Genomic DNA, 20243 nt, shown 5'->3' on the forward strand with positions numbered 1-20243 from the left:
GATGTTATCCTTTCTTCGTCATGATCTTGCCGACGATCCACTGCACAATAAAGGCGAAAATAAATGCGTCCAATGCCGGAACCCTCGTTAGCTCGAACCAGCCAAATCCGTCTGGAGCAGCTGTTGTCATATAAGCGAAGAACGTAGCTGCAACCCAGACCACCAGGGAACGAATAACCCAGTTCTTGTTGCGGTCGATCCCTTCAAAGGTGAATTTCTTGGAATTCACGAGTAAATACTCTGCCGTGTAGATCCCGCCGATTGGCGATACAAAGCTTGTAATTACATTCAGGAAGGACAAGAATTTATCATAGATACCGAACACGGCGAGCAGTGTAGCAATAAGACCGGCAATGACCGTAATCAGCTTCTTCGGAATCCGGTTGAACACGACGGAGAATCCGAGCGATGCCGAATATAGATTGTTCGTATTCGTGGTCCACTGCGCTAGCGTTAAGACGATAATGGCGGGAAGTCCCAATCCCAGCATAATGAAAATATTCGTCAGATCATCTGTATCCATTAACCGGGACAAGAAAATAGCGATGACGGTCATGAAGCTGTTGCCAACGAAAAAGCCGATAAAAGCAGCGGTAACCGCATGCTTCGGAGTACGTGCCCAGCGGGCAATGTCCGGTGAGAGCACCGTGCCGACAATAAAGATTCCGATAACTAAGGAGATCGCTGTCCCCATCGGAATTGGCGAACTGCTGATCGGCTCCCAAACAGCAGAAGTTCCTTTTTGATAGAAAGCTGTAAAAATGGCGATAGCAATAAAGATCACCAGCAGCGGCACTGACCAAGTACTTAATCGTTCAATCGAACGATATCCCCAAATGGCCGTCGACATCATCAGCATGCCGCCGATGAACGAGAGTACGCCTAAGGACAAATCGATTCCCCATAATTTATGAAAAGCCGTCTGCATATTCGAGGCGAAGAATCCGGCCTGCACACCGAACCACCCAAGCGAGAAAATACCTAGAACAACCGATACGATTCGTGCTCCCATGTTACCGAATAAGAAGCGGCTGATCATTGCCGTAGATAATCCCGTCTTGGCTCCAACATACGCACAAAGTGCGCCGATGAGCCCCAGAATCAATGAACCGACCATCGTGGCTGTAAGCGAGTCGGCGAGATTCATGCCATTGCCTAGTTCCGCCCCCAGGAACATGGCTGACAGGTCAATCCCAATCGCAATCCAGACTAGCGACATGGATAGCCATTTTTTCCGCAGATGCGCGGGAACGGGCTCTCTTTCAAAATCTTGCGCCTTCGAATCATTACTCTGTACTTGACTTACTTCTGACTCTGACATTGTCCCATCCCCTTGATGTTCTTCTAGTAGTCCCTATGAGCCGGCTCCGTTCCAATACATCTCAAATGCATGGTTCAGCTTGCGCTCATAAACTTCTCTGGAGGTGTAATAGAAATATTGCATACTTAATCCATCCATCAAGTTGAGGAAAGCATCAACCAGCAACTGCACAGGTTGTTCGCGAATAGCGCCTTCTTCGATTCCTTGCGTGATCAACTGTTCAATGATGTTCGTAAGCAGCTCGTCCGATTGCAGAAACGCTTCCTCGATCGTCTCCTTCAGAAATGTCGGCGGAAAAATTACATATCGCAGTACGATTAAGCTTGCTTCCGGATTCTGCTGATAGAATTCATACTGTCTAGTCAGAACTCGGTGGAGACTCTCCTTCGCACCAAATGATCTCTGGTCCTTGAGCAGCTCCTGAATGAACGTATTGTACAGCTGCATCGCTTCACGAAAGACAGTCATGAATAAATCCTCTTTGTTCTCGTAAAACGCATAAATCGCTGGCGTCTTCACGCCTACTTCCTTGGCAATTTCAGAGAGCGCTGTACCGTCGTACCCTTTCTCCCCAAAAAGCTTCATCGCTGCTTCTCTCAACTTATTTCTGGTCATGAATATTCTCACACTCCGTACTTAATTAACGTTAATTAAAAAGTAATATACATCCAACTGAATAAAAATACAATAGTTTTTTTGAAAATACACCAACTGGATAGTTAGGAGCGTGAGGAAAAAATCGCGGGGCAAGGGGAATCTACTATTTTATGTTATAATATAGAACAAATGTTCCATAATAGTGAGGGATCAAAAGCGAGCGGCCATTTTGAACAACCTTTAATAGAAGTCGGCGGGTGAAGCAATGATGAAGGATCAAGTGAAGATCGCTGTAAGGCCACTAGTTGAATATGTGTTCCGCAGCGGGGATCTTGACAGCGGGTTCAGAACAGGAACGGCCTTGACCGAAGGGACGAAGGCGCATCAGCAGGTACAGCGGAGCTACGGCGAGGCAGATCAGAAGGAAGTATATCTAGCAGCGGAGATTCCCTATGGAGATCTGCTGTTTATCATAGAGGGAAGATGTGATGGGCTTCTGGTTCTGGAGGATGGCTCGGTGATGATCGATGAGATCAAATCGAGCTCCAGCGACATTCCGGCGGCGATGGAGGAGAGCTATCCGGTTCATTGGGCACAGGCTAAATGCTACGCCTATATGTATGCGAGAGAGCACGGAGCCAAGCGAATGAAGGTCCAACTGACTTATGTACAGGTTATAACAGGAGAACAGCGACGGTTCCAGCAGGAGGTGGATTTTACCGAGCTAGAGGCTTTTGTAAATGAGATTGTTGAGCAGTACGCGCCTTATGCACAAATGCTTCGAGATCATCAGATTGCAAGGGACAAGAGCATTAGCGAGCTGGATTTCCCGTTTGCGTCATACCGGGACGGACAGCGAAAATTGGCGGGCGCGGTCTATAAAGTGATCGGCGAGAGAGTGCATTTATTTGCCAAGGCCCCGACGGGGATCGGCAAGACGATCTCGACGACTTTTCCAGCAGTAAAGGCGATGGGAGAGGGGCGGCTGGAGCGTATTTTCTATTTGACGGCCAAGACGATTACCCGTACAGCTGCGGAGGATACGTTCTCTTTGCTGCAATCCAAAGGTTTACATCTGCATGTAGTTACGATTACCGCTAAGGAGAAGATCTGCCCTCAGGACCGGGTGAGCTGTCGCAAGGAGGATTGCCCCTTCGCGGACGGGTATTATGATCGGATTAACGGGGCTGTTCTTGATATATTGGCGAATGAGACGCTGATTGGACGTAAGACGATTGAAGATTATGCGCGCAAGCATCGGGTATGTCCCTTTGAGTTCTCGCTTGATCTTGCCTATGCGGCGGATGTGGTGATTTGCGATTATAACTATATTTTCGATCCGAGAGTATCTTTGAAAAGAATGTTCGCGGAGTCCAAGAGCCGCACCGCGCTGTTGATCGATGAGGCTCATAATTTGGTGGACCGGGCACGCGAGATGTATTCGGCGTCTCTGAATAAAGGAGATTTCCTAAGTTTACAGCGGGAGTATAAAAGCCTTAATGCGGAGGTGCATCAGGCTGCCAAGGCCGTGAATGGCTTCTTCATTCAATTGCGTAAAGATGCCTTGGATTCGGGCAGGAAGGAGCAAGTATCGCAGCAGGTTCCGGCGCAGTTGATTGAACAGGTTGAGCATTTCATCCTTGCAGCGGAGCAGGAGCTGAGTTTACATCAAGATGGGGAACAGGGGCAACTTCTGCTGCAGACGTATTTCACAGCACAGAGCTTCGTCAGGATCAGCAAGCTGTATGACGATAGATTCGTGACCTATGCGGAGATCTCCTCAAGGGAAGTGTCTATAAAGCTGTTCTGTCTCGATCCTTCTCATCTACTGCGGGAGATGGGTAAGGGCTACTGCTCGCATATATACTTCTCGGCGACGTTAATACCGATGTCTTATTATCGGGATATGCTGGGGGCGAGGGAGCAGGACTATACATTATCGTTACCCTCACCCTTCCATCGTGAGCAGCTTGAAGTACAGATCGAGCCGTTGTCCACACGATATCATGACCGTGAGGGGACGAAGCTGCAAGTGGCAGAGCTGCTTAGACGGATGATGGCCGGGCGTTCGGGCAATTATCTGTTCTTTTTCCCTTCCTATGCTTATATGAATCTGGTCTATGAAGCGTTTATCGCTAATTTTGCTGATGAGACAGGATTGCGCTTAATGCTGCAACAGGGGGATATGACGGAAGAAGAACGGGAGGGCTTTCTAGCGGCGTTTGATGCTGACAATGAGGGGACTTTGGCTGGCTTTGCGGTCATGGGCGGCATTTTCTCCGAGGGAATTGATCTGGTCGGCGATCGTCTGACAGGCGTAGCGATTATTGGAGTAGGCTTGCCGCAGATCGGTTTGGAACGGAACATTATCCGCGATTACTTCAATAGCGGAGGCAAGAACGGGCTCGACTATGCCTATGTCTATCCCGGGATGAACAAGGTGCTTCAGGCCGGAGGCCGCCTCATCCGCACCGAGACGGATCAAGGAAGACTGCTGCTGATCGACGACCGTTACCTGCAGCCGCATTATGTGGCATTGCTACCCGATGAGTGGAAGTGAGCTGTAAAAAAATATATTTTACAGCTCTTTTTTGCCGATAAGCGCCAACTACTTCAAGATACCGTACTGTGAGCCATGTTCAGTTGCAGGCTCAGGTCCTTCAGCGATATTCCCGGTGAATCGTACAATTTATGCATAACGGTGACTTGAGACTGCGGCGACAAGTGGATTTCACGACACGTTATGGATACTGCTCATGCTATCTATAGTCGGGCTTCTGTTGGCATTTGAATTAAAGAAGGGAGATAGGGCGCCCAATTTCGGAAAGTAATTCGTTTTTTTCATATAGGATTCGGATACTATTGATCAACGATCGCTACCTGCAGCCGCATTACGCGGGGCTGTTGCCGGAGTAGTGGGAGTGTGAGTGAAAAGTGTCATAAATCGTAGGAGAATCCTATATGAAAAGAAATATGAATTGGTTAATATTGCTTTATATTGAGGAGTATAGCCCATTTTTGACAGAAAGACCTGTAACGGGGCCATTAAAAGATGAGCGGCCGCGACATGCGAGCTAAGTTAGGTTTACTTAATAGCCGTTGTCGTTGAAGTGTTTTATGCTCGCCTCGTATAGTGAAAGCCTGCAAACATGCAGTTATTTCGCGAGTATTACGACCAAGGAGGTGAAATTCCTGCAAACTTGCAGTTTTTTCTCTGGATCGACTTGAATTCAAGGGAAGCGATGCAAATAAGATGCATATTTGCAGGAATTTAGTAAATCTAGCTGATTGGGGGGATAAAGCCTGCATATTTGCAGTTTTTTAGTTTACATGGGCAAGGAGCGAGTATTATAGAAGCATCAGTGCTGATAGACTGGCTTTTTGAAAAAGTAATTATATACTGACTGACAGGGATGCTGCAGAAGGAGTAATCGGCACCACTTTTCGGCGTTTATTACGGTACATACGGTAGTATTGAAAGATACTCAGTCGATGGAGGTAAAGGAGACGGTATAATGGCGTTACGATTACATTGGAGTCGAAATATTGAGCGCAGGAAGAAACAAGAGAGGTTAATCAATAAAGATCCCACGATCATATCCAACAACTGTATTGCTGGTATCATGTACTACGATTTGAACATCAGGTATAAATCCCCGACTATTAATTTGTGTTTTTCTCCAGAAGACTTCATAAGATATATTCATCATTTAGCAGACTATTCGAACACAGAATTAATTAAAGAGGTGGATCCGGCGGTATCCTACCCGATTGGCGTTTTACATAACAGATTTGGAGAAGTCAGGATTCATTTCATGCACTATCGATCCTTTCAAGCGGCTAAAGTAAAGTGGGAGGAACGTACACGTCGCATAGACTATGACAATACATACATTATTATGGACGCTGGATTAGATTGCCCCAGCGAAATATTGGAGCAGTTCGATCAGTTAGAGTATTCCAACAAAGTTATTCTTACCAACGGCAAAGTGAATAACGTTCGATCATTCTTTCCGATGACTTTTTATGATGAGAGGTATTTTTTCGGCAAAATGCTGTCATATAAGAGTTGGTTCAGTGCCAAAAGATATTTGGATGAATTTGATTATGTTCATTTCTTGAATACGGGGGAGATACCGATGGGGAGGTAGTATATGAAAAATCTATTTCTCTACTTCATAGCTAGTATAATAATATCTATTTCTTTATGCTTTATTATATTTTTTTTTGCTGCTGACGTTATATTAGCAGTGGCGATTACTATTTCATTGCAATTGTCATTGATTACAGGAATATTGATTGCAAAACATAAGAGATAGACAGCAACTGGCATTTTTCGAGTTGGTCATACTACTAACCAACTCTGAAAGAATGCCAGTTGTTGTTTTAAATACAATATTGATCTTAAGAAAGCTGAGCTTGTCTTGCTTCTGTGACGGAAATCCAGCCCTCTAAATTGTTCGTGCAGACGAGCAGGTCGGGATATTCTGCCCATGCCCGGAGGGAGGCCTCATCATCGGGAGTCCAGACCATCAGCCGGACGTCTTCTTCACGGCAACGTTCGATGAAGGACGGAGTAACATATACATGCTTGACAGACAAATATTTGCCGCGAAGCTGCGCGAGATAAGGGAAGAGGGAAGCCGAAGCTCCATAAGAGATCAGGCCTATGGCGATCTCGGTGTCGAGCTCTCTTACCCGTTCGATGGAGTAATGATCGAAGGAGGAGAGAATCACCTGCTCTTTCATGTCCAGACGATGAATGACTTCTAGCGTTGCCGACTCCAGCCCCGGCATGGCATCCCCAGTTTGCTTCAGCTCGATATCGACGGTCAGTCGATCCTTCAAGAGCAGCAATACTTCTTCCAGAGTTGGAATCTGTTCTCCATCTCCGGCATCAAGCAGCTTCAATTCTTGCAATGTATAAGAACAGACCAAGCCTTGCCCGTTCGTCGTTCTGTCCAAGGTGGCGTCATGAATGACCACAGGTACGCCATCGCTCGATAACTGCACGTCCAATTCCAGATGATCGAAGCCCAATTCGAGAGCGGCGCGGAAACCGCGCAGCGTATTTTCCGGATGCTTAAGTGGGTAGCCACGGTGAGCGATTCCATGTATTTTAGACATTTCTCATACCTCCGACTTCTTTATATAAATTCGAAGATTGTGGATCAACAGCTTCTATATAACGTTCCATTGCTTCCAATACTCCCTCGCTATAGTTAGCCTCACATACATAGTCCGCGGCTTGCTTCAATTCATCAGGGCTGTTAGCGACAGCCACTCCTATACCTGCGGCCTGAAGCATGGGCAGGTCATTGAGCTGGTTCCCGATCGCCATTACCTGATCTAATGGAATCTCCAGGATCGCTGCCAGCTGCTGCAAGGCTGTACCCTTGCTGACTTGGCCTGGAACCAACTCAAGATAATTGTCCTCCGATTGAAAAGCAGCGATCGAGGACTGAAGTGCCGTAGAACGGTCTACGAACTCGGCGAACAAACGGCTGCTTTGTTCAACCGGTCCGAGTAAAATCGCTTTTTCAATCTCCGTGCCGCATTCCTGGATTTCATGCAGACTGATGAGCGAGCAGGTAATGCCTTCTTTTCGTTCATAAGCAGCAATATTTATATTCCTGGCCAAGGTCTGTACCTCATCCCCGCAAAAAAGCAACACATCCAGCCCGGACTGATCCGCTGCATTAAGCAGATTATATAGGCTCGCTAGGGAAATGCCGGAGCGTTCAAGCGTAGTTCCGTTAGCCTGAGCTAACACGGCGCCGTTGCAGAGAATCACTGGCAGAGCGAGTCCCAGCTGTTGGATAATCGGGCGCGCTGTAATAAAAGGCCGTCCAGTCGCCAGTGTGAAGCAGCCTCCCCGGCTGACGTACTCACGAATGGTAGTTGCTGTAGAGCTTGGCAAGGTATGATCGGCGGAGAGCAATGTACCGTCCAAATCGCTAACGATGAGTCGAATTGGATTCACGAACAACATCCCTTCTGTTATAGGTCTTCCGCGTCAGTTAGAAGGTTGTCTCTATTCTCCACCGTAACTTGTGCGGCTTAAGAGGCAGTAGCCAATTAAACTTCTGCTGTACATATCAGACTAATAACTTACTAACTTGCCTAATTGTAAAAAAGTGCAATTAAATGAGCGGCGATCAGCATCAACGACGTTTTAGTTGTAAAATGTACACTTAAAATTCCTGTTTTCACCCATTCTGCGAGTACGCGCGATTTTAAATGTACTAAATACACTTATTATCGCCATAGCCCTCTGGTTAGAGATTTTAGATGTAGGTTATACATTTATTTGGGCCGACCACGGGTGTTTCTCTTGTAGAGAACTACAGGATCGTAAATAAGTGCTGATTTACAACTATTCCAGCCACTTATGAGCTCAATCTAACATATAAGTGCTGCTATACACTTATTTAGGCTGCCTCCGCTCAAAACCGGGTCGAATTCGACGAATAGTTGTATAATCGCAGTTATTTGTTGATTTTCATGGCGTTCTGTCCAAATAGGTGTGCTACAGCAGCTATTTTTTCTGTATGAAGAGATACGCGCACATGTTCAGGCAATGTAATATCCCAATGGGGCTATCAATAGTCGGTTCTGCTGTCGTGTTGGCTTATTTGTAGGAACCAGCGCCCCGCCTGCCCCGTTAGCCCGGCGGCCAGCAGTGTTCCTCCAAATTGAACCGTTGATTGGTATATGCACTTTCGTTATTTAAAGGTCGAATTGGCCATGGCCGAGACGATATGCTTCTGCATGACAGTAAACACGAGCACGATCGGGATGATCGCCATCACGCTGGCGGCCATGATGATGTGGAAGTACATCGCTTCGTCCCCGGCGATCGAGTCGCGCAGCATGGCGATGCCGACCGACAGCACGCGCATATTGTTCGTGTTGGTCATAATCAGCGGCCAGAAGTAAGAGTTCCAGGATGAGATGAAAGTCAGCACCCCGAGCGTAACAACCGTCGGCTTAGCCATCGGCAACAGGATGCGATAGAGTATCGTGAATCTGCCGGCACCGTCGACTCGGGCGGCTTCCAGCACATCGTTGTTAAGCGACTTGAATGCCTGACGAAGCAGGAAGATCCCGTAGGCCGAGGCTCCGCTTGGGACGATGAGCGCCCAGAATGTATCGAGCCAGTGTACCTTCGACATCATGACATAGACCGGCACGAAGGTAACCTGATCCGGCACGATGAGCGCGGCCAGGACGAGGAAGAACAGTACTTCCTTGCCCCAGAATCTTCCCTTGGCAAAAGCGAAGGCCGCCATCAGTGCAACATTGAGCTGGAGAATGACGATACCGACCGACATGACCAGCGTGTTCATGAAGAAGCGGGCATAGGGAATGACCCGGAATGCTTCGGCATAATTGCTCCAATGGAATGACTTGGGCCATAGCGTTGGCACGGCCAGCCGCATCTCCGCTTGTGTCTTGAAGGAGCTGATCAGAAGCCAATAAATCGGGAAAAAGATCAGAACAGTCACCGCAACGCCAAGCACCGTACGTAGGGTGAAACGCAGACGGTGCTGCTTCTCCCCGGCCATTCTGCTATCCCTCATAGTGCACCTGCTTTCTGCTGACGAGCCATTGGATGATCGTTAGTACAAGGATGATGACAAATAGGATCATGACCAGGGCCGAGGCTCTGCCGGTCTTGAATTCCGTGAAGGCCATCGTATAGATCCAGTAGACAATCGCATTCGTCGCTTGCAGCGGTCCGCCGTTGGTCATAATGTCGATGGACTGGAACACCTGCATGGACGAGATAAAGGTCGTAATGACAAGGAATAGCGTCATGGGCGACAACAACGGCAGCGTAATGTAGCGGAAGCGGCTCAGCCCGGATGCGCCATCGATTGCGGCAGCCTCATAATATTCATTCGGGATGCCGCGCATACCGGAGATGAACAGCATCATGGCGAAGCCGACGCCTTTCCAGACCGAGACTGCGACCAGTGCAGGCAGTGCCGTGGATGGGTTGGTCAACCACTGGATCGGTTCAAATCCCATGAGATCGGTGACACGATTAAGCAAACCGTATTGTCCGTTGTAAATCCAGGTAAATACCATCGCTGCAATGACCATGGAGATATAATGCGGCATGAAGATAATCCCGCGCATGACCGCATACATTTTGGAGCGAAACACGTTAAAAAGAAGTGCCAGCATCAGGCCGATCGTCAAGGTCAATACGACATCGAGCAGCGTGTAATGCAGAGTGACCTTAAGCGACTGGTACAGATCCTCATTCTTGAACAACTTGACATAGTTTTCAGTACCGACGAATTTCTTCACCGGCTTGGTCATATTCCAGTTCGTGAAGCTGATATAGACCGAGTTCATCAGCGGGTAATACAAGAACACGCCAAGGAAAATCAGCGCCGGGACGGCAAACATGAAGTCTTTGGCTTTCTCTATCCATTGAAGATACTTCTTGCTGGTGTAAGGAGAGACGTCCGCCTTGGCGGTCGTCTCCCTGATCAATTGAGCAGATTGCGATTGCGAATTGCTGTTCATCATCATTCATAATCCTCAAGAATTTCGTTCATTTTCTTGGCTGCTTCCGGCATCAGCTGTGCAGGGTCAGCCTGGTTCAGAACCATTTCACCGATCACTTCCTTATACACGGAACTGAATTCTGGATAAGCCGGGTGTTGCAGACGAGGAGTAACGTTGTCGAAGTTGTCGAATACAGCCTTATATTGCGGCCAGCGCCCAAAATAGGCTTTGCCTTCTTCAGTTTCAAGCGCCGATTTGCGGGTTGGCAGGTAGCCTACCGATTCCGCCCAGCCGATATTGTTCTCCGCAGCGGTCATGAATTGCACGAACTTCCAAGCGGCTTCTTTTTCCAGATCGCTAGCTCCGTCCATGATCACGATTCCAGCACCGCCGATGTTGGAGGTTCGAGTCTTGTCGCCCGGCAGGAAGGATACGCCAACCTCGAAGCTGGCATTCTCACGGTAAGTCTTCAGCATAGCCGAAGTATGCTCAACCATTGCAATTTGGCCGCCAAGGAACATCTGGCGCATATTGTCCGAAGCGCCCTTGCCGTAGCCCATTTGCATCGAGCCGTCCTTGATCCACTTCTGGAAATTCTGTACGTAGCGCAGCGATTCCGGTGTATCAACAGCCGCTTGGCCTTCCTCATTCAGAATCTGGCCACCGCCGTTGATCAGCCAAGGATCATAGTACCAAGTGTCCCAGCCGGGAACTGCGAAGGCATAACGGGTCGTCTTGCCGTCCTTGCGCTCAGTTACTTTCTCGTTAAAAGCTTCAATCTCATCCCAGGTTTGCGGCGGTTGTACGCCAAGCTGGTCGAGCAAAGTCTTGTTGTACACAAACACGCTCGTGCTGACGATTAGCGGGAAGCCGAATTGCTTGCCATTGTAGGCATATGCCTGCAGCATTCCTTTGGCAAAATCGTTCGTGTCGACCTCATCTCGGTTAATCCATGGCGTCAAATCTGCAAACACGCCGCTGTCGGCAAAATTGGGCAGGGAAGCGACTTCGACATTCGTTACGGCAGGAACATCGCCTGCGGCAACGGCTGCCTGAAGTTTTTTGTGCAGATCGTCATAGCCGCCTTGGAATACCGGTTCTACCGTAATATGCGGATATTTAGCCTGGAAAGCCTCGATCATTTTGTTCAAGCCCTCGATCTGTGCATCGCCATGAGCGTGCCAGTATTGGATCTTGACGGGTGTTGTGTCGTCTTTGAGACCGGAATCAGCTACTGGTGCGGAAGAGTTATTTCCTTTGCCAGCCGCATCAGCGCTGCCAGCCGTATTCGTATTACCACCGCACGCCGCCAGCGTCAGAGTGAGGATAATGGCGAGTACCGGGTTTAACCATTTCAATGTTTTCATGGATATGAAAACTCCTTTCCTTGATCGAGATTAGGATTTTTAAAAATGAGAGTTTACAAAGAGAGTTTAAAATGAGAAAAAACACTAAAAAGAGACGATCGAGTAAACAGCCAAAAGCGCATACCACCTCCTGTAGTTAGGAATTGCATGTCATGTGCCCTTGGGTTATCTCATCGTCTCCACCCAAAAAGAAATATATGAAATTGAATTGCTGAACCTCTAACGAAACTCCATATCGTTATTTCCGCAAAAATGAGGGTAAATCGAGTCTAACGAAACGTCATATCGTTATTTCAATGAAATGTCGCCTTTTAGCCCCTCATGGGCACCAATAACGATACCCAGTTTCGTTAGAATTTTTGTTGGCCCATTTTGATGCAAATAACGATACCCAGTTTCGTTAAAAATCGGGGCAGTGAGTATTTCTAAGTCGACCGCTTACCAGAATCGCTGGTCGCCGATCGATACATAGTCTGCGCCGCTGTCCAGCGCGGTTCGGATCTCTTCCTCGTGACGGATTAGCCCGCCTACGATCAGGGGACGTTGAATCCGCGCTTTGAGCTCACCGATGATTCTTGGCATCAAGCCTGGCATCAGCTCAACTTCATTCGGCTGCGCGCTGGCAATCACCTTAATCGCTGTCTCTACCGCGGCGGTATCGATAGCAAAGATGCGTTGAATCGAAGAAATACCGGCATTTCGGGCCGCAGTGATCGCGTTGGTCTTCGTCGATACAATACCATCGATATGGAAGGTATCTGCTAAATATTGAATGGCGGAATGATCGCGGCCGATGCCGCCAACCATCTCGACATGTACGTATACCTGCTTGCCTGCATGATGCAGCTTGTCCATCATATCGCCCATCTGTAGAATATCGCCAGTCATTAAGATGACGCGCTCTACCTGGCTGGTCAGAGCGGCATTGATCTGTTCGGGCTTGGTGATGGAGGCGATGACAGGGAGGCGGGATTCGTCCAATTGCTTCATTATGATGATCCTCTCTCTTCGGTTGACATGCTTCTATTCTAGATGATGAATGTTAGCGTGAGATCAATGCGGTGTTAACGGTTTGTAATGCTCATTGAAAAGAAAGCTGATTCCTGCTATGTTTGATCAAAAAAAGAGAGTGAGGCGTACACTATGGAATTACATGGACCGAATCCGAATGCGCTTTATCCTAATGAACAAATCAAAAGTATCTGTTATATCAAAAATGCAATTACAAGAGACAATATTATAGTAGGTGATTATACGTATTATGATGATATCCATGGGGCGGAGAAGTTTGAGGAGCATGTGACACATCACTATGAATTTATTGGAGACAAGCTGATCATAGGAAAGTTTTGTGCGATTGCCAAAGGGATTGAATTTGTGATGAATGGTGCCAACCACCGGATGAATTCAGTGACGACCTATCCTTTTAATATTATGGCTCATGGCTGGGAGCGAGCAGTTCCGGATTTAAAAGATCTTCCTATAAAAGGGGATACCGTGATCGGTAACGATGTGTGGATTGGACAGAATGTTACGGTTATGCCTGGAGTGCATATTGGCAATGGTGCAATCATTGCTGCTAATTCAACGGTAGTGAAGGATATCCCGGCGTATAGTATAGCTGGGGGAAATCCTTGTAAAGTGATTAGACAACGTTTTGATGATGAGATGATCGAATATCTCGAAGCACTGAAGTGGTGGGATTGGGATGCGGAGAGAATTTTTAACAATCTTGAAGTATTATGCAGCAGTGACCTAACAAAGATTAGAGAGATTAAATAAAAGCAATATGATTTTTTCATATAAGATTCGGAATATCATTAACATTTTCAAGAAAACTCTGATAACCTTAATAAGGTAGCCCAATTAAAATGAGTTTTAGTCGGAGTTACAGCCACCTGTTCTAGCAGGTGGTCGTTTTTAATTTATGAAGGGATCTTTGCATCATGAAAATCATTCGTATTATTATCCAAGTGTTCCTGCTATATTTGTTCTACATCGTTGGGGAATATCTGCAACAGAAACTGCATCTCCCTGTGTCTGGAAGTATCGTAGGCTTACTGTTACTCTTTGTTCTATTGCTTTTCAAGGTCATCCCCTTGAAGTGGATAGAAGATGGTGCCACCACGATATTAGCTTATCTTCCGTTATTTTTTATTCCAGCGACGGCTGGGATTGTGAACCATATGGACATTTTTAATGGGAGAGGTTTACTGTTAATCCTGATCCTTATCGCTAGCAGTGTGCTCACGATAGCCGCAGCTGCACATTCCAGCCAATGGTTTTCTAGCCTTAACAGCAAGAGGAAAGCGGGATGGAGTGGCGAGAGACTAAGCGAAAAGGGGAAGGAAATATAATGTTTTTTATCGCGACAGGTATTGTCCTGCTGAATGTGGCTATTTATTTAATGATGTCGTGGGTGTATAGACGATTTCGCCATCCTGTACTTATTCCCGCGCTTACAGCGACAGTTATTGTTGTAGGGATACTCATCTATTTTCATATTCCGTATGACACCTATATGATAGGCGGTCAGTGGATCAATAAGCTGCTCGGCCCTGCTGTAGTGTCACTTGCCTACCCTCTGTATAAACAACGTAAGGTCCTCGTCGAGAATCTCCCGGCGATCTTGGGGGGAACGGTTGTAGGTCTGCTAGTAGGGATGTTTAGTGGACTCCTTCTAGCGGCAGGATTAGGATTCTCGAAACTATATATTCTGTCTATACTGCCTAAATCGATCACAACACCCGTGGCCATTCAGATTTCAAGCAGCTTAGGTGGGGACTCTTCCTTAACCTCTGTATTTGTCATGATTGCCGGATTTACGGGCGCGATTGGTGGACCTTTGATCATAAAGCTGTTCCGAATTCAAAGTGAAGTTGGAATCGGAATTGGTTTAGGGACTGCTTCTCATGCGCTAGGAACTGCAAAAGCATTGGAATATGGTGAACGATCCGTCTCCATGAGCTCGGTGGCGATGACGGTTTGTGCGATTGTAGGTTCATGCATCGGACCGTTAGTGGTTTGGATGTTGTACCCATAAAGAAGCGCCCTTTCCGCTATGGAAGGGGCGCTCTTCTTTGAACCCATTTATCTTCATAAATAATAGTTAGTCATCGCTTGATCGCTGGCCAGAACGGCCTCGCTGTCGAGCTTCTTCTTGAGGTAAGTCTTGTCCGATGAGATGAAAATGCTCATGATCAGATCGACGACGAACAGGAACGTGATGTGATTGGACATTAGCGCACTGTTATTAACCGATATTTTATCCGGTACGATGATGTTTACGTCCGAATTCTCTGTAATAGGTGATGAATCATAACAGGTGATCGCAATCGTCTTGACCTGATGGACCTGCGCAATCGCGACGGTCTCCACGATCTCCTTGGTTGAACCGGAGCGAGAGAAGGCGACAACAGCGTCTTCCTTGCCGCATTGGGCGGCGGCGATCTTCATGGCACGGCTGTCGTTGATCGCTTCAGCCATAATGCCGATAATGGACAAGCGATTCTTCAAGGCGATGGCGGCCAGATAAGAATCGAACATGCCGATAATGAATATGCGCCGGGCTCCCTTCAGTATATCCACCACCTGGCGGAGCTGTTCCTCCGTAACCAGCGCTGATGTGTTCACGATGAGTTCATTATAATCGAGCGCAAGCGCGTCGATGGGATTGATTTCCCGTCTCTCTTTTTTCTTGGCCTGCATATCCCGATAGAAGGCGTCCTGGGCGAAAGCGATTTTGAAATCGTTGAAGCCCTTGAACCCGACCTTTTTACAGAAGCGGTTGATACTTGTCTCCGATACGCCGATTTCATTTGCAATGGCCGTGATCGTGTTGCGCGTAATAAAGTCCGGATTGTGTATGACAAAATTGGCGATCTGATTTTCACCGTAGGTTAATTTTTGCGTCTGGGATACGATCTTGGCGATGACGGCCGGAACCTGTGAAGACATGATACCTCCTCCTGATCTAACGCTGGAAATGACTACTCCGGCGTGTCTGGCAATAGCTTTTCCCATTATATCATACTGAGTGAGGTATTGAGAGTGCGTTATATCCATAATTTACAAGTTGTAATCTGCTGCATAAAATCCTCAGCCTGAAGCTGCTTCTCTTCGATCAAATAGGCAAAGTCCAGCAAATTGGGCAGGTAGGGAAGACCCAGTAACTCTTTGCAGAAGGCATGCGCGGCGATCTCGCAGCACTGCATTACACTAGATCGTCTTGTCCATGGACCCAGCTTGAAGACCTCTATGGCTTCAAGCCGTTCATTTGTAAAAGTCTGCTCCCGGTACTCTAACCAATGGTAGAACTCATGGGCCAGATGAATATCGACCAGAAGGTCGAGATCTGTATCCGCGCCGCTGGACCGTTCGCCTAGTATTTCTTGGCATACTGTCTGCATTCCCTTGAGCGAGGAGGCATACAGGATGATTTCCGGTGGTGTCTTGGAGAAATCAATCTGTGCGCGGAAGGAGACGTTATGAAATTTACCGGAAGCCTCGGTGATCACGTAATGAAGTCCAGCTTCCCTGCACATGGCGCGAATGCCGTGGCCTTTGTAGGCTGTCGCCGCCAAGCGTCCGGCTTGAAGTGATTCATGGACGTAATAGGGAATTTTCTCCGGCGGTATTTTATGAAACAGCGGGTCCTGCCGCAGCTCCATACAGCCCAGGACTTCATCGGATAGATCGGACATCATATCAGGTATAAGAGCTTGCACCGGCATTCATCATCGTCCTCCTCGCAATTTCAGCTAACGGATTACATTTCTACACTTCTATTGATAGGCAATAACCAGCATTTCATCTTCGGGCTTAAGCATCTCGGTCTCAATCTCAAGAATCGACAGAAGCTGTTCTTTGGTCTGCATACCGGTTAGATCAAGCATTTTCTCCTTATAAAAGACGAACACCTTCGGGATCGTGGCATTGGCATCGGAATAGATAGTGTTATCATCCAGGAATGAACTCAGCGCTTCAGACGCGGCTTTGCTCAGCTTCGTATAATGCACATTGCTCTTCTTGAAGCGGACGACACCTTCGCGGTCGAGAACACTGACCGAGCTGGATTTCTTTTTTAACAGGCCAAAAAAGGATTTCTTCACATTCTCGCTGACGAACAGGTTCCAGCGTCCGGTCTGTGCAGCAAGCACCGTCGATTCCAGCGGCTGATCGATCGAGCTGGCGGCGATGGCCTTCATCTCTTCCACGGACATGGCTTCCTGACCCAGATCCTTGGAGCGCAGCTCGGTGGAGCCGGTCGCCATCGCGCGGAGAATGTTCTTCTGGCTGTCAATCTCGATGCTGACTTCGACGGTTTCCTCGGAAGCGCCGGATTGCACGATGCGCTCAATGATGTCGGCGCGGATCCGCTTAATATCCTCCTCGGTCGGATTAACGACAGTACGCTCTAGCTGTTCCTTCACCATGGCTAACGCTACCCCGATCGTGGAGACGTAAGGAGCGTTGTTGGCGATTTGCGATTTGAAGCCCTCGCGATCTGCCATTGCCGGGATGAGTACCGCGCCGCTACCGCCGCCGCCTACCAGCGTGACGAAGCTGCGGTCCAGCTCATAGTCCGCAATCATCTCGTTGACGGTCTTCATCGTCTTATCGATGGCGATATTCATGACTTGTCTGGCGGTTTCCTCTATGCTCAGTCCAACATGATCGGCCAGCGCCTTCCAGGCTTTTAATGCTGCTTCTGTATTGCCTCGGGCATAATCCCCTTCAGGGATGTAGTTCAGAATATTGGCTGCTCCGGCGAGCGTATAGGAATACTCCTTGCCTCCGGCGCATTCGCAAATGACGTATTCGGCAGGATCGCCCTCGCGCGGGCTGATGAATTTCACCTTTGGATCAACAATGTTCTCGGTCGGAGCGAAGGCTTCATATTCTTTACCGGCAATGTGAGCGCTTCGCGGTCCGACGTCCGTAATCTTGCCTCCAGCTACCTTGATCATACTGCCGCCAGCAATGCCAAGCGTACGCACATCCAGGGATTGCAGGTAGGTACGATGGCCACCGACTTCGGCATTCTTGATCATGACTTTTCCGTTCTTGATGACGGAGATGTCGACACTCGTTCCGCCGACCTCGAAGAAAATGCCGTCGGAGATCTTCTCGTACATTAGCGCCCCGGCGACTCCGGCGGCAAGGCCGGACAGCATCGTCAGGATCGGACGCTTGCGTACTTCATCGATGCTCATGACGCCGCCATCACAGCGCATGATCATGAGTTGGGACTGAATGTTGGCGTCTTTAACAGACTTCTCGGTCATATTGGCGGTTTCCATCATTTTCGGGATGAGAGAGGCGTTAACGACCGCCGTGCGTGTCCGTGTCTTCAGCCCGTAGAGCTGGCTGATCTCATGACCGCCTGTGGAGTACAGGCCCTTGCGGTTCGCCAGCTCCACCACGCGCAGCTCGTTGGTGGGATCATCTACGCTGTATGCTTCAGAAGCAACAATCACCTCAGCGCCCTGGGCCGCCAATTCGTCAATGGCCCCGTTGATCTGCTCATCTGTCATGTTCTTGGAGTCCAGATACGTATGGAAAGTATGCAGGAATTTACCCGGAGCCAGCTCGATATCGCCCGGATTGGATTCGGAGCGGGCGCTGAGCCCATCGATGCCGGAGCCCATGCCGATGATGCCGACGCGGGCTACGTCTCCTTCGAGCAGGGCATTGGTGGCTTGCGTTGTCCCGTGGGCGATGAAGGTTACGTCTTCGGGCTGGATGCCTCTGCTGCTTAGAATCCGCTCCAGTATTTGCACAATCCCTTTGGCCACACCGTCTTGGTCATGGTGGGTGGTCGGGATTTTCATTTTCTCGATGACTTCAAATGTCTCATTGTCGATCAGTGCCGCATCGGTAAACGTACCGCCGACGTCAATGCCGACCCTTACTTTCGTTCTCCCCATAATGTCCTCCTCCAGTTGACGGGTCAAGGACCATCTGCTCGAGCCTTTGTGAAGACTCTTCGCAGGGCCCTTGTCCCCGGTTTTATCTATAAAGGTAATTCAAAAAGTCCACTTGCGATCAAGCTTTAAAACACCATAAACGATCCGATGATGACGGCGATCAGGACGGACGCCATCGTCCATGGCAATGTCTTCTTCAGAATCTCGTTGATGTCGCTCTTCGTGAAGTCGGCTACCCATACGTTATGCGAGTTCGTAGGGTCGGAGACGGATTGCACGTTGCTGACTGCGCGCAGGGCGAGCATGGCAGCTACCGGAGTCATACCGGCGGATACGAACAGAGCGGCGATACCACTGCCAAGGCCCCATACGTTCAGCGGTCCGCGGTAGATGGCCAGCGGCGACAGAATCGTGAAGAACAGGATGAACATCAATGGTGTATTCGGCAGCACGGACTCGATCAGCGGCGAGATGACCGCCGATACTTGCGGCGACATTACTGAGCTGAGCAGGATGCCGATGCCGATCATAAGTCCCATCGCGCCAGCAACGTCCTGAATTCCTTCCACGAGTGCGCTGGAGAGGATATGAACCGGACGCTTCGGCCAGGTAAGAAGAATCGTTACAAGTGCGCCAGCAATAACAGCCGGAACGATATCGATCTTGAAGATAAATACGAGCAGTACCGGTACAAGCGGGCTAATCAGGGCAATCGCAGGTACCTTCTTGTCGCCACCGCCAGGTGTTGCTGCTGGCATCGCCCAGGCTTTGCGGCCTTTGCCGTCTTTTCGAATATAGAAGACGATCATGGCCAAGGCAATAATAATCAGCGGGGAAGCTACAACCAACGTGTAGTCGGCGATCTGCTCAACCGAAAGACCAAGCACATCGACATATACAGCCCAGTTGGACACGTTGAACAGGGAGCCAACGCCAACAGCCAGCAGAACTACGATGGAAGCGACGAATTGGGAGATACCCGCCGTCAGCATAATCGGGATAACGATGGTGCCGACGAGGATGACCATGCCCAGTCCTCCAGCCGCGGAAAAAATAATGGATGCAGTAATGAAAAATAGAATAGCTATAAGTATAGGCTTATCTCCGGCCAACTCGGCCGCCTTGCGAATAATGGATTTAGTAATACCAACTTTGTTCAGAATCTGACCGAACCAGGCACCGAAGATGAGTCCGGCGATCGCACCGGATAGCTTCATGGAGCCTCCAGCCAGGATGGTCTTGGCGATGCTCGTCGCCTCTGGATCATTCGATAGCAGCGGTACGCCCGCGATGATGGCGAACACAATCGCCATTAAGGGCAGTGCCAGAATAGTCGGCAGCTTGCGCGTCATCATCAGCCCGACAAACACCAGAAATACGAGCAAAATACCGATGGCTTGCAACCACATTGTCGTTGTCATCTGATTTTATTTCCCCTCTCCAAATGGGTGATTATACAAGTTGAACCAATGACTATCGGATAAAGGCAACCGGCTGAAATGTTCC

The 20243-nt window shown here is 48.6% G+C and carries 17 protein-coding genes; 5 read left to right on the plus strand and 12 right to left on the minus strand.

Annotated features, from left to right (window positions below; translation table 11 throughout):
• Positions 1-4: 4 nt before the first annotated feature.
• Together ABD014_RS08940 and ABD014_RS08945 are read right to left on the minus strand one after the other, a co-directional pair.
• Positions 5-1321 carry a cytosine permease gene (locus ABD014_RS08940; protein ID WP_343860070.1) on the minus strand — a complete coding sequence of 439 codons (1317 nt, stop codon included), beginning with the start codon at positions 1319-1321 and terminating at the stop codon, positions 5-7.
• A 33-nt stretch (positions 1322-1354) separates the two neighbouring features.
• Positions 1355-1936 carry a TetR/AcrR family transcriptional regulator gene (locus ABD014_RS08945; protein ID WP_343860072.1) on the minus strand — a complete coding sequence of 194 codons (582 nt, stop codon included), beginning with the start codon at positions 1934-1936 and terminating at the stop codon, positions 1355-1357.
• Positions 1937-2186: 250 nt separating this feature from the next.
• Here ABD014_RS08945 and ABD014_RS08950 point away from each other — a divergent pair, with 250 nt between their 5' ends.
• The gene (locus ABD014_RS08950) at positions 2187-4478 is read left to right on the plus strand and encodes an ATP-dependent DNA helicase (protein ID WP_343860666.1); all 2292 of its coding nucleotides are present in this window, start codon (positions 2187-2189) and stop codon (positions 4476-4478) included.
• A 955-nt stretch (positions 4479-5433) separates the two neighbouring features.
• Positions 5434-6069, plus strand: coding sequence for a DUF1919 domain-containing protein (locus tag ABD014_RS08955; protein ID WP_343860074.1), 636 nt, complete (start codon positions 5434-5436; stop codon positions 6067-6069).
• Between the two features lie 253 nt (positions 6070-6322).
• Here ABD014_RS08955 and ABD014_RS08960 read toward each other — a convergent pair whose 3' ends face one another.
• From ABD014_RS08960 to ABD014_RS08985, 6 genes are all read right to left on the minus strand, one after another.
• The gene (locus tag ABD014_RS08960; protein WP_343860076.1) at positions 6323-7045 is read right to left on the minus strand and encodes a glycerophosphodiester phosphodiesterase; all 723 of its coding nucleotides are present in this window, start codon (positions 7043-7045) and stop codon (positions 6323-6325) included.
• Positions 7038-7901, minus strand: a complete 864-nt coding sequence (locus tag ABD014_RS08965; RefSeq protein ID WP_343860078.1) for an HAD family hydrolase — start codon at positions 7899-7901, stop codon at positions 7038-7040. The genes ABD014_RS08960 and ABD014_RS08965 overlap by 8 nt, the downstream gene beginning before the upstream one ends.
• 742 nt (positions 7902-8643) lie before the next feature.
• Positions 8644-9501 (minus strand): carbohydrate ABC transporter permease, encoded by an 858-nt coding sequence (locus ABD014_RS08970; RefSeq protein WP_343860080.1) that lies wholly within the window; start codon positions 9499-9501, stop codon positions 8644-8646.
• Positions 9491-10459, minus strand: a complete 969-nt coding sequence (locus ABD014_RS08975) for a carbohydrate ABC transporter permease (RefSeq protein WP_379337552.1) — start codon at positions 10457-10459, stop codon at positions 9491-9493. The genes ABD014_RS08970 and ABD014_RS08975 overlap by 11 nt, the downstream gene beginning before the upstream one ends.
• Before the next feature lie 2 nt (positions 10460-10461).
• Complete coding sequence (locus ABD014_RS08980) at positions 10462-11808, minus strand: ABC transporter substrate-binding protein (RefSeq protein ID WP_343860084.1); 1347 nt, start codon at positions 11806-11808, stop codon at positions 10462-10464.
• A 438-nt stretch (positions 11809-12246) separates the two neighbouring features.
• Complete coding sequence (locus tag ABD014_RS08985; protein ID WP_343860086.1) at positions 12247-12798, minus strand: glycerol-3-phosphate responsive antiterminator; 552 nt, start codon at positions 12796-12798, stop codon at positions 12247-12249.
• A 153-nt stretch (positions 12799-12951) separates the two neighbouring features.
• On the opposite strand from ABD014_RS08985, the gene ABD014_RS08990 reads away from it, so the two are divergent.
• The 3 genes from ABD014_RS08990 to ABD014_RS09000 all read left to right on the plus strand — a co-directional run bounded on the left by ABD014_RS08990 (position 12952) and on the right by ABD014_RS09000 (position 14851).
• Positions 12952-13590, plus strand: a complete 639-nt coding sequence (locus tag ABD014_RS08990; RefSeq protein ID WP_343860088.1) for a Vat family streptogramin A O-acetyltransferase — start codon at positions 12952-12954, stop codon at positions 13588-13590.
• Positions 13591-13754: 164 nt separating this feature from the next.
• Positions 13755-14165 (plus strand): CidA/LrgA family holin-like protein, encoded by a 411-nt coding sequence (locus tag ABD014_RS08995; RefSeq protein WP_343860090.1) that lies wholly within the window; start codon positions 13755-13757, stop codon positions 14163-14165.
• Positions 14165-14851, plus strand: coding sequence for an LrgB family protein (locus ABD014_RS09000; protein WP_343860092.1), 687 nt, complete (start codon positions 14165-14167; stop codon positions 14849-14851). The genes ABD014_RS08995 and ABD014_RS09000 overlap by 1 nt, the downstream gene beginning before the upstream one ends.
• Before the next feature lie 53 nt (positions 14852-14904).
• Here ABD014_RS09000 and ABD014_RS09005 read toward each other — a convergent pair whose 3' ends face one another.
• The 4 genes from ABD014_RS09005 to ABD014_RS09020 form a co-directional block, all read right to left on the minus strand.
• On the minus strand, positions 14905-15765 hold the full coding sequence (locus tag ABD014_RS09005) for a MurR/RpiR family transcriptional regulator (protein ID WP_343860094.1): 861 nt from the start codon (positions 15763-15765) through the stop codon (positions 14905-14907).
• Positions 15766-15863: 98 nt separating this feature from the next.
• Entirely contained in the window at positions 15864-16541 is a 678-nt protein-coding gene (locus ABD014_RS09010; RefSeq protein WP_343860096.1) for a hypothetical protein, read from the minus strand.
• A gap of 51 nt (positions 16542-16592) precedes the next feature.
• On the minus strand, positions 16593-18737 hold the full coding sequence (locus tag ABD014_RS09015) for a hydantoinase/oxoprolinase family protein (RefSeq protein WP_343860098.1): 2145 nt from the start codon (positions 18735-18737) through the stop codon (positions 16593-16595).
• A 125-nt stretch (positions 18738-18862) separates the two neighbouring features.
• Positions 18863-20158: a citrate transporter gene (locus ABD014_RS09020; protein ID WP_343860100.1), complete on the minus strand. Its 1296-nt coding sequence runs from the start codon at positions 20156-20158 to the stop codon at positions 18863-18865.
• Positions 20159-20243 lie beyond the last annotated feature (85 nt).

It is taken from the genome of Paenibacillus motobuensis, assembly GCF_039521865.1.
Classification (GTDB): Bacteria; Bacillota; Bacilli; order Paenibacillales; family Paenibacillaceae; genus Fontibacillus; species Fontibacillus motobuensis.

Excerpts from the sequence above, each read along its gene's own strand:
- ABD014_RS08940 (WP_343860070.1), bottom strand. The coding sequence starts at position 1,321 with ATGTCAGAGTCAGAAGTAAGTCAAGTACAGAGTAATGATTCGAAGGCG.
- ABD014_RS08945 (WP_343860072.1), bottom strand. The coding sequence starts at position 1,936 with ATGACCAGAAATAAGTTGAGAGAAGCAGCGATGAAGCTTTTTGGGGAG.
- ABD014_RS08950 (WP_343860666.1), top strand. The coding sequence starts at position 2,187 with ATGAAGGATCAAGTGAAGATCGCTGTAAGGCCACTAGTTGAATATGTG.
- ABD014_RS08955 (WP_343860074.1), top strand. The coding sequence starts at position 5,434 with ATGGCGTTACGATTACATTGGAGTCGAAATATTGAGCGCAGGAAGAAA.
- ABD014_RS08960 (WP_343860076.1), bottom strand. The coding sequence starts at position 7,045 with ATGTCTAAAATACATGGAATCGCTCACCGTGGCTACCCACTTAAGCAT.
- ABD014_RS08970 (WP_343860080.1), bottom strand. The coding sequence starts at position 9,501 with ATGAGGGATAGCAGAATGGCCGGGGAGAAGCAGCACCGTCTGCGTTTC.
- ABD014_RS08975 (WP_379337552.1), bottom strand. The coding sequence starts at position 10,459 with ATGAACAGCAATTCGCAATCGCAATCTGCTCAATTGATCAGGGAGACG.
- ABD014_RS08980 (WP_343860084.1), bottom strand. The coding sequence starts at position 11,808 with ATGAAAACATTGAAATGGTTAAACCCGGTACTCGCCATTATCCTCACT.
- ABD014_RS08985 (WP_343860086.1), bottom strand. The coding sequence starts at position 12,798 with ATGAAGCAATTGGACGAATCCCGCCTCCCTGTCATCGCCTCCATCACC.
- ABD014_RS08990 (WP_343860088.1), top strand. The coding sequence starts at position 12,952 with ATGGAATTACATGGACCGAATCCGAATGCGCTTTATCCTAATGAACAA.
- ABD014_RS08995 (WP_343860090.1), top strand. The coding sequence starts at position 13,755 with ATGAAAATCATTCGTATTATTATCCAAGTGTTCCTGCTATATTTGTTC.
- ABD014_RS09000 (WP_343860092.1), top strand. The coding sequence starts at position 14,165 with ATGTTTTTTATCGCGACAGGTATTGTCCTGCTGAATGTGGCTATTTAT.
- ABD014_RS09005 (WP_343860094.1), bottom strand. The coding sequence starts at position 15,765 with ATGTCTTCACAGGTTCCGGCCGTCATCGCCAAGATCGTATCCCAGACG.
- ABD014_RS09010 (WP_343860096.1), bottom strand. The coding sequence starts at position 16,541 with ATGCCGGTGCAAGCTCTTATACCTGATATGATGTCCGATCTATCCGAT.
- ABD014_RS09015 (WP_343860098.1), bottom strand. The coding sequence starts at position 18,737 with ATGGGGAGAACGAAAGTAAGGGTCGGCATTGACGTCGGCGGTACGTTT.
- ABD014_RS09020 (WP_343860100.1), bottom strand. The coding sequence starts at position 20,158 with ATGACAACGACAATGTGGTTGCAAGCCATCGGTATTTTGCTCGTATTT.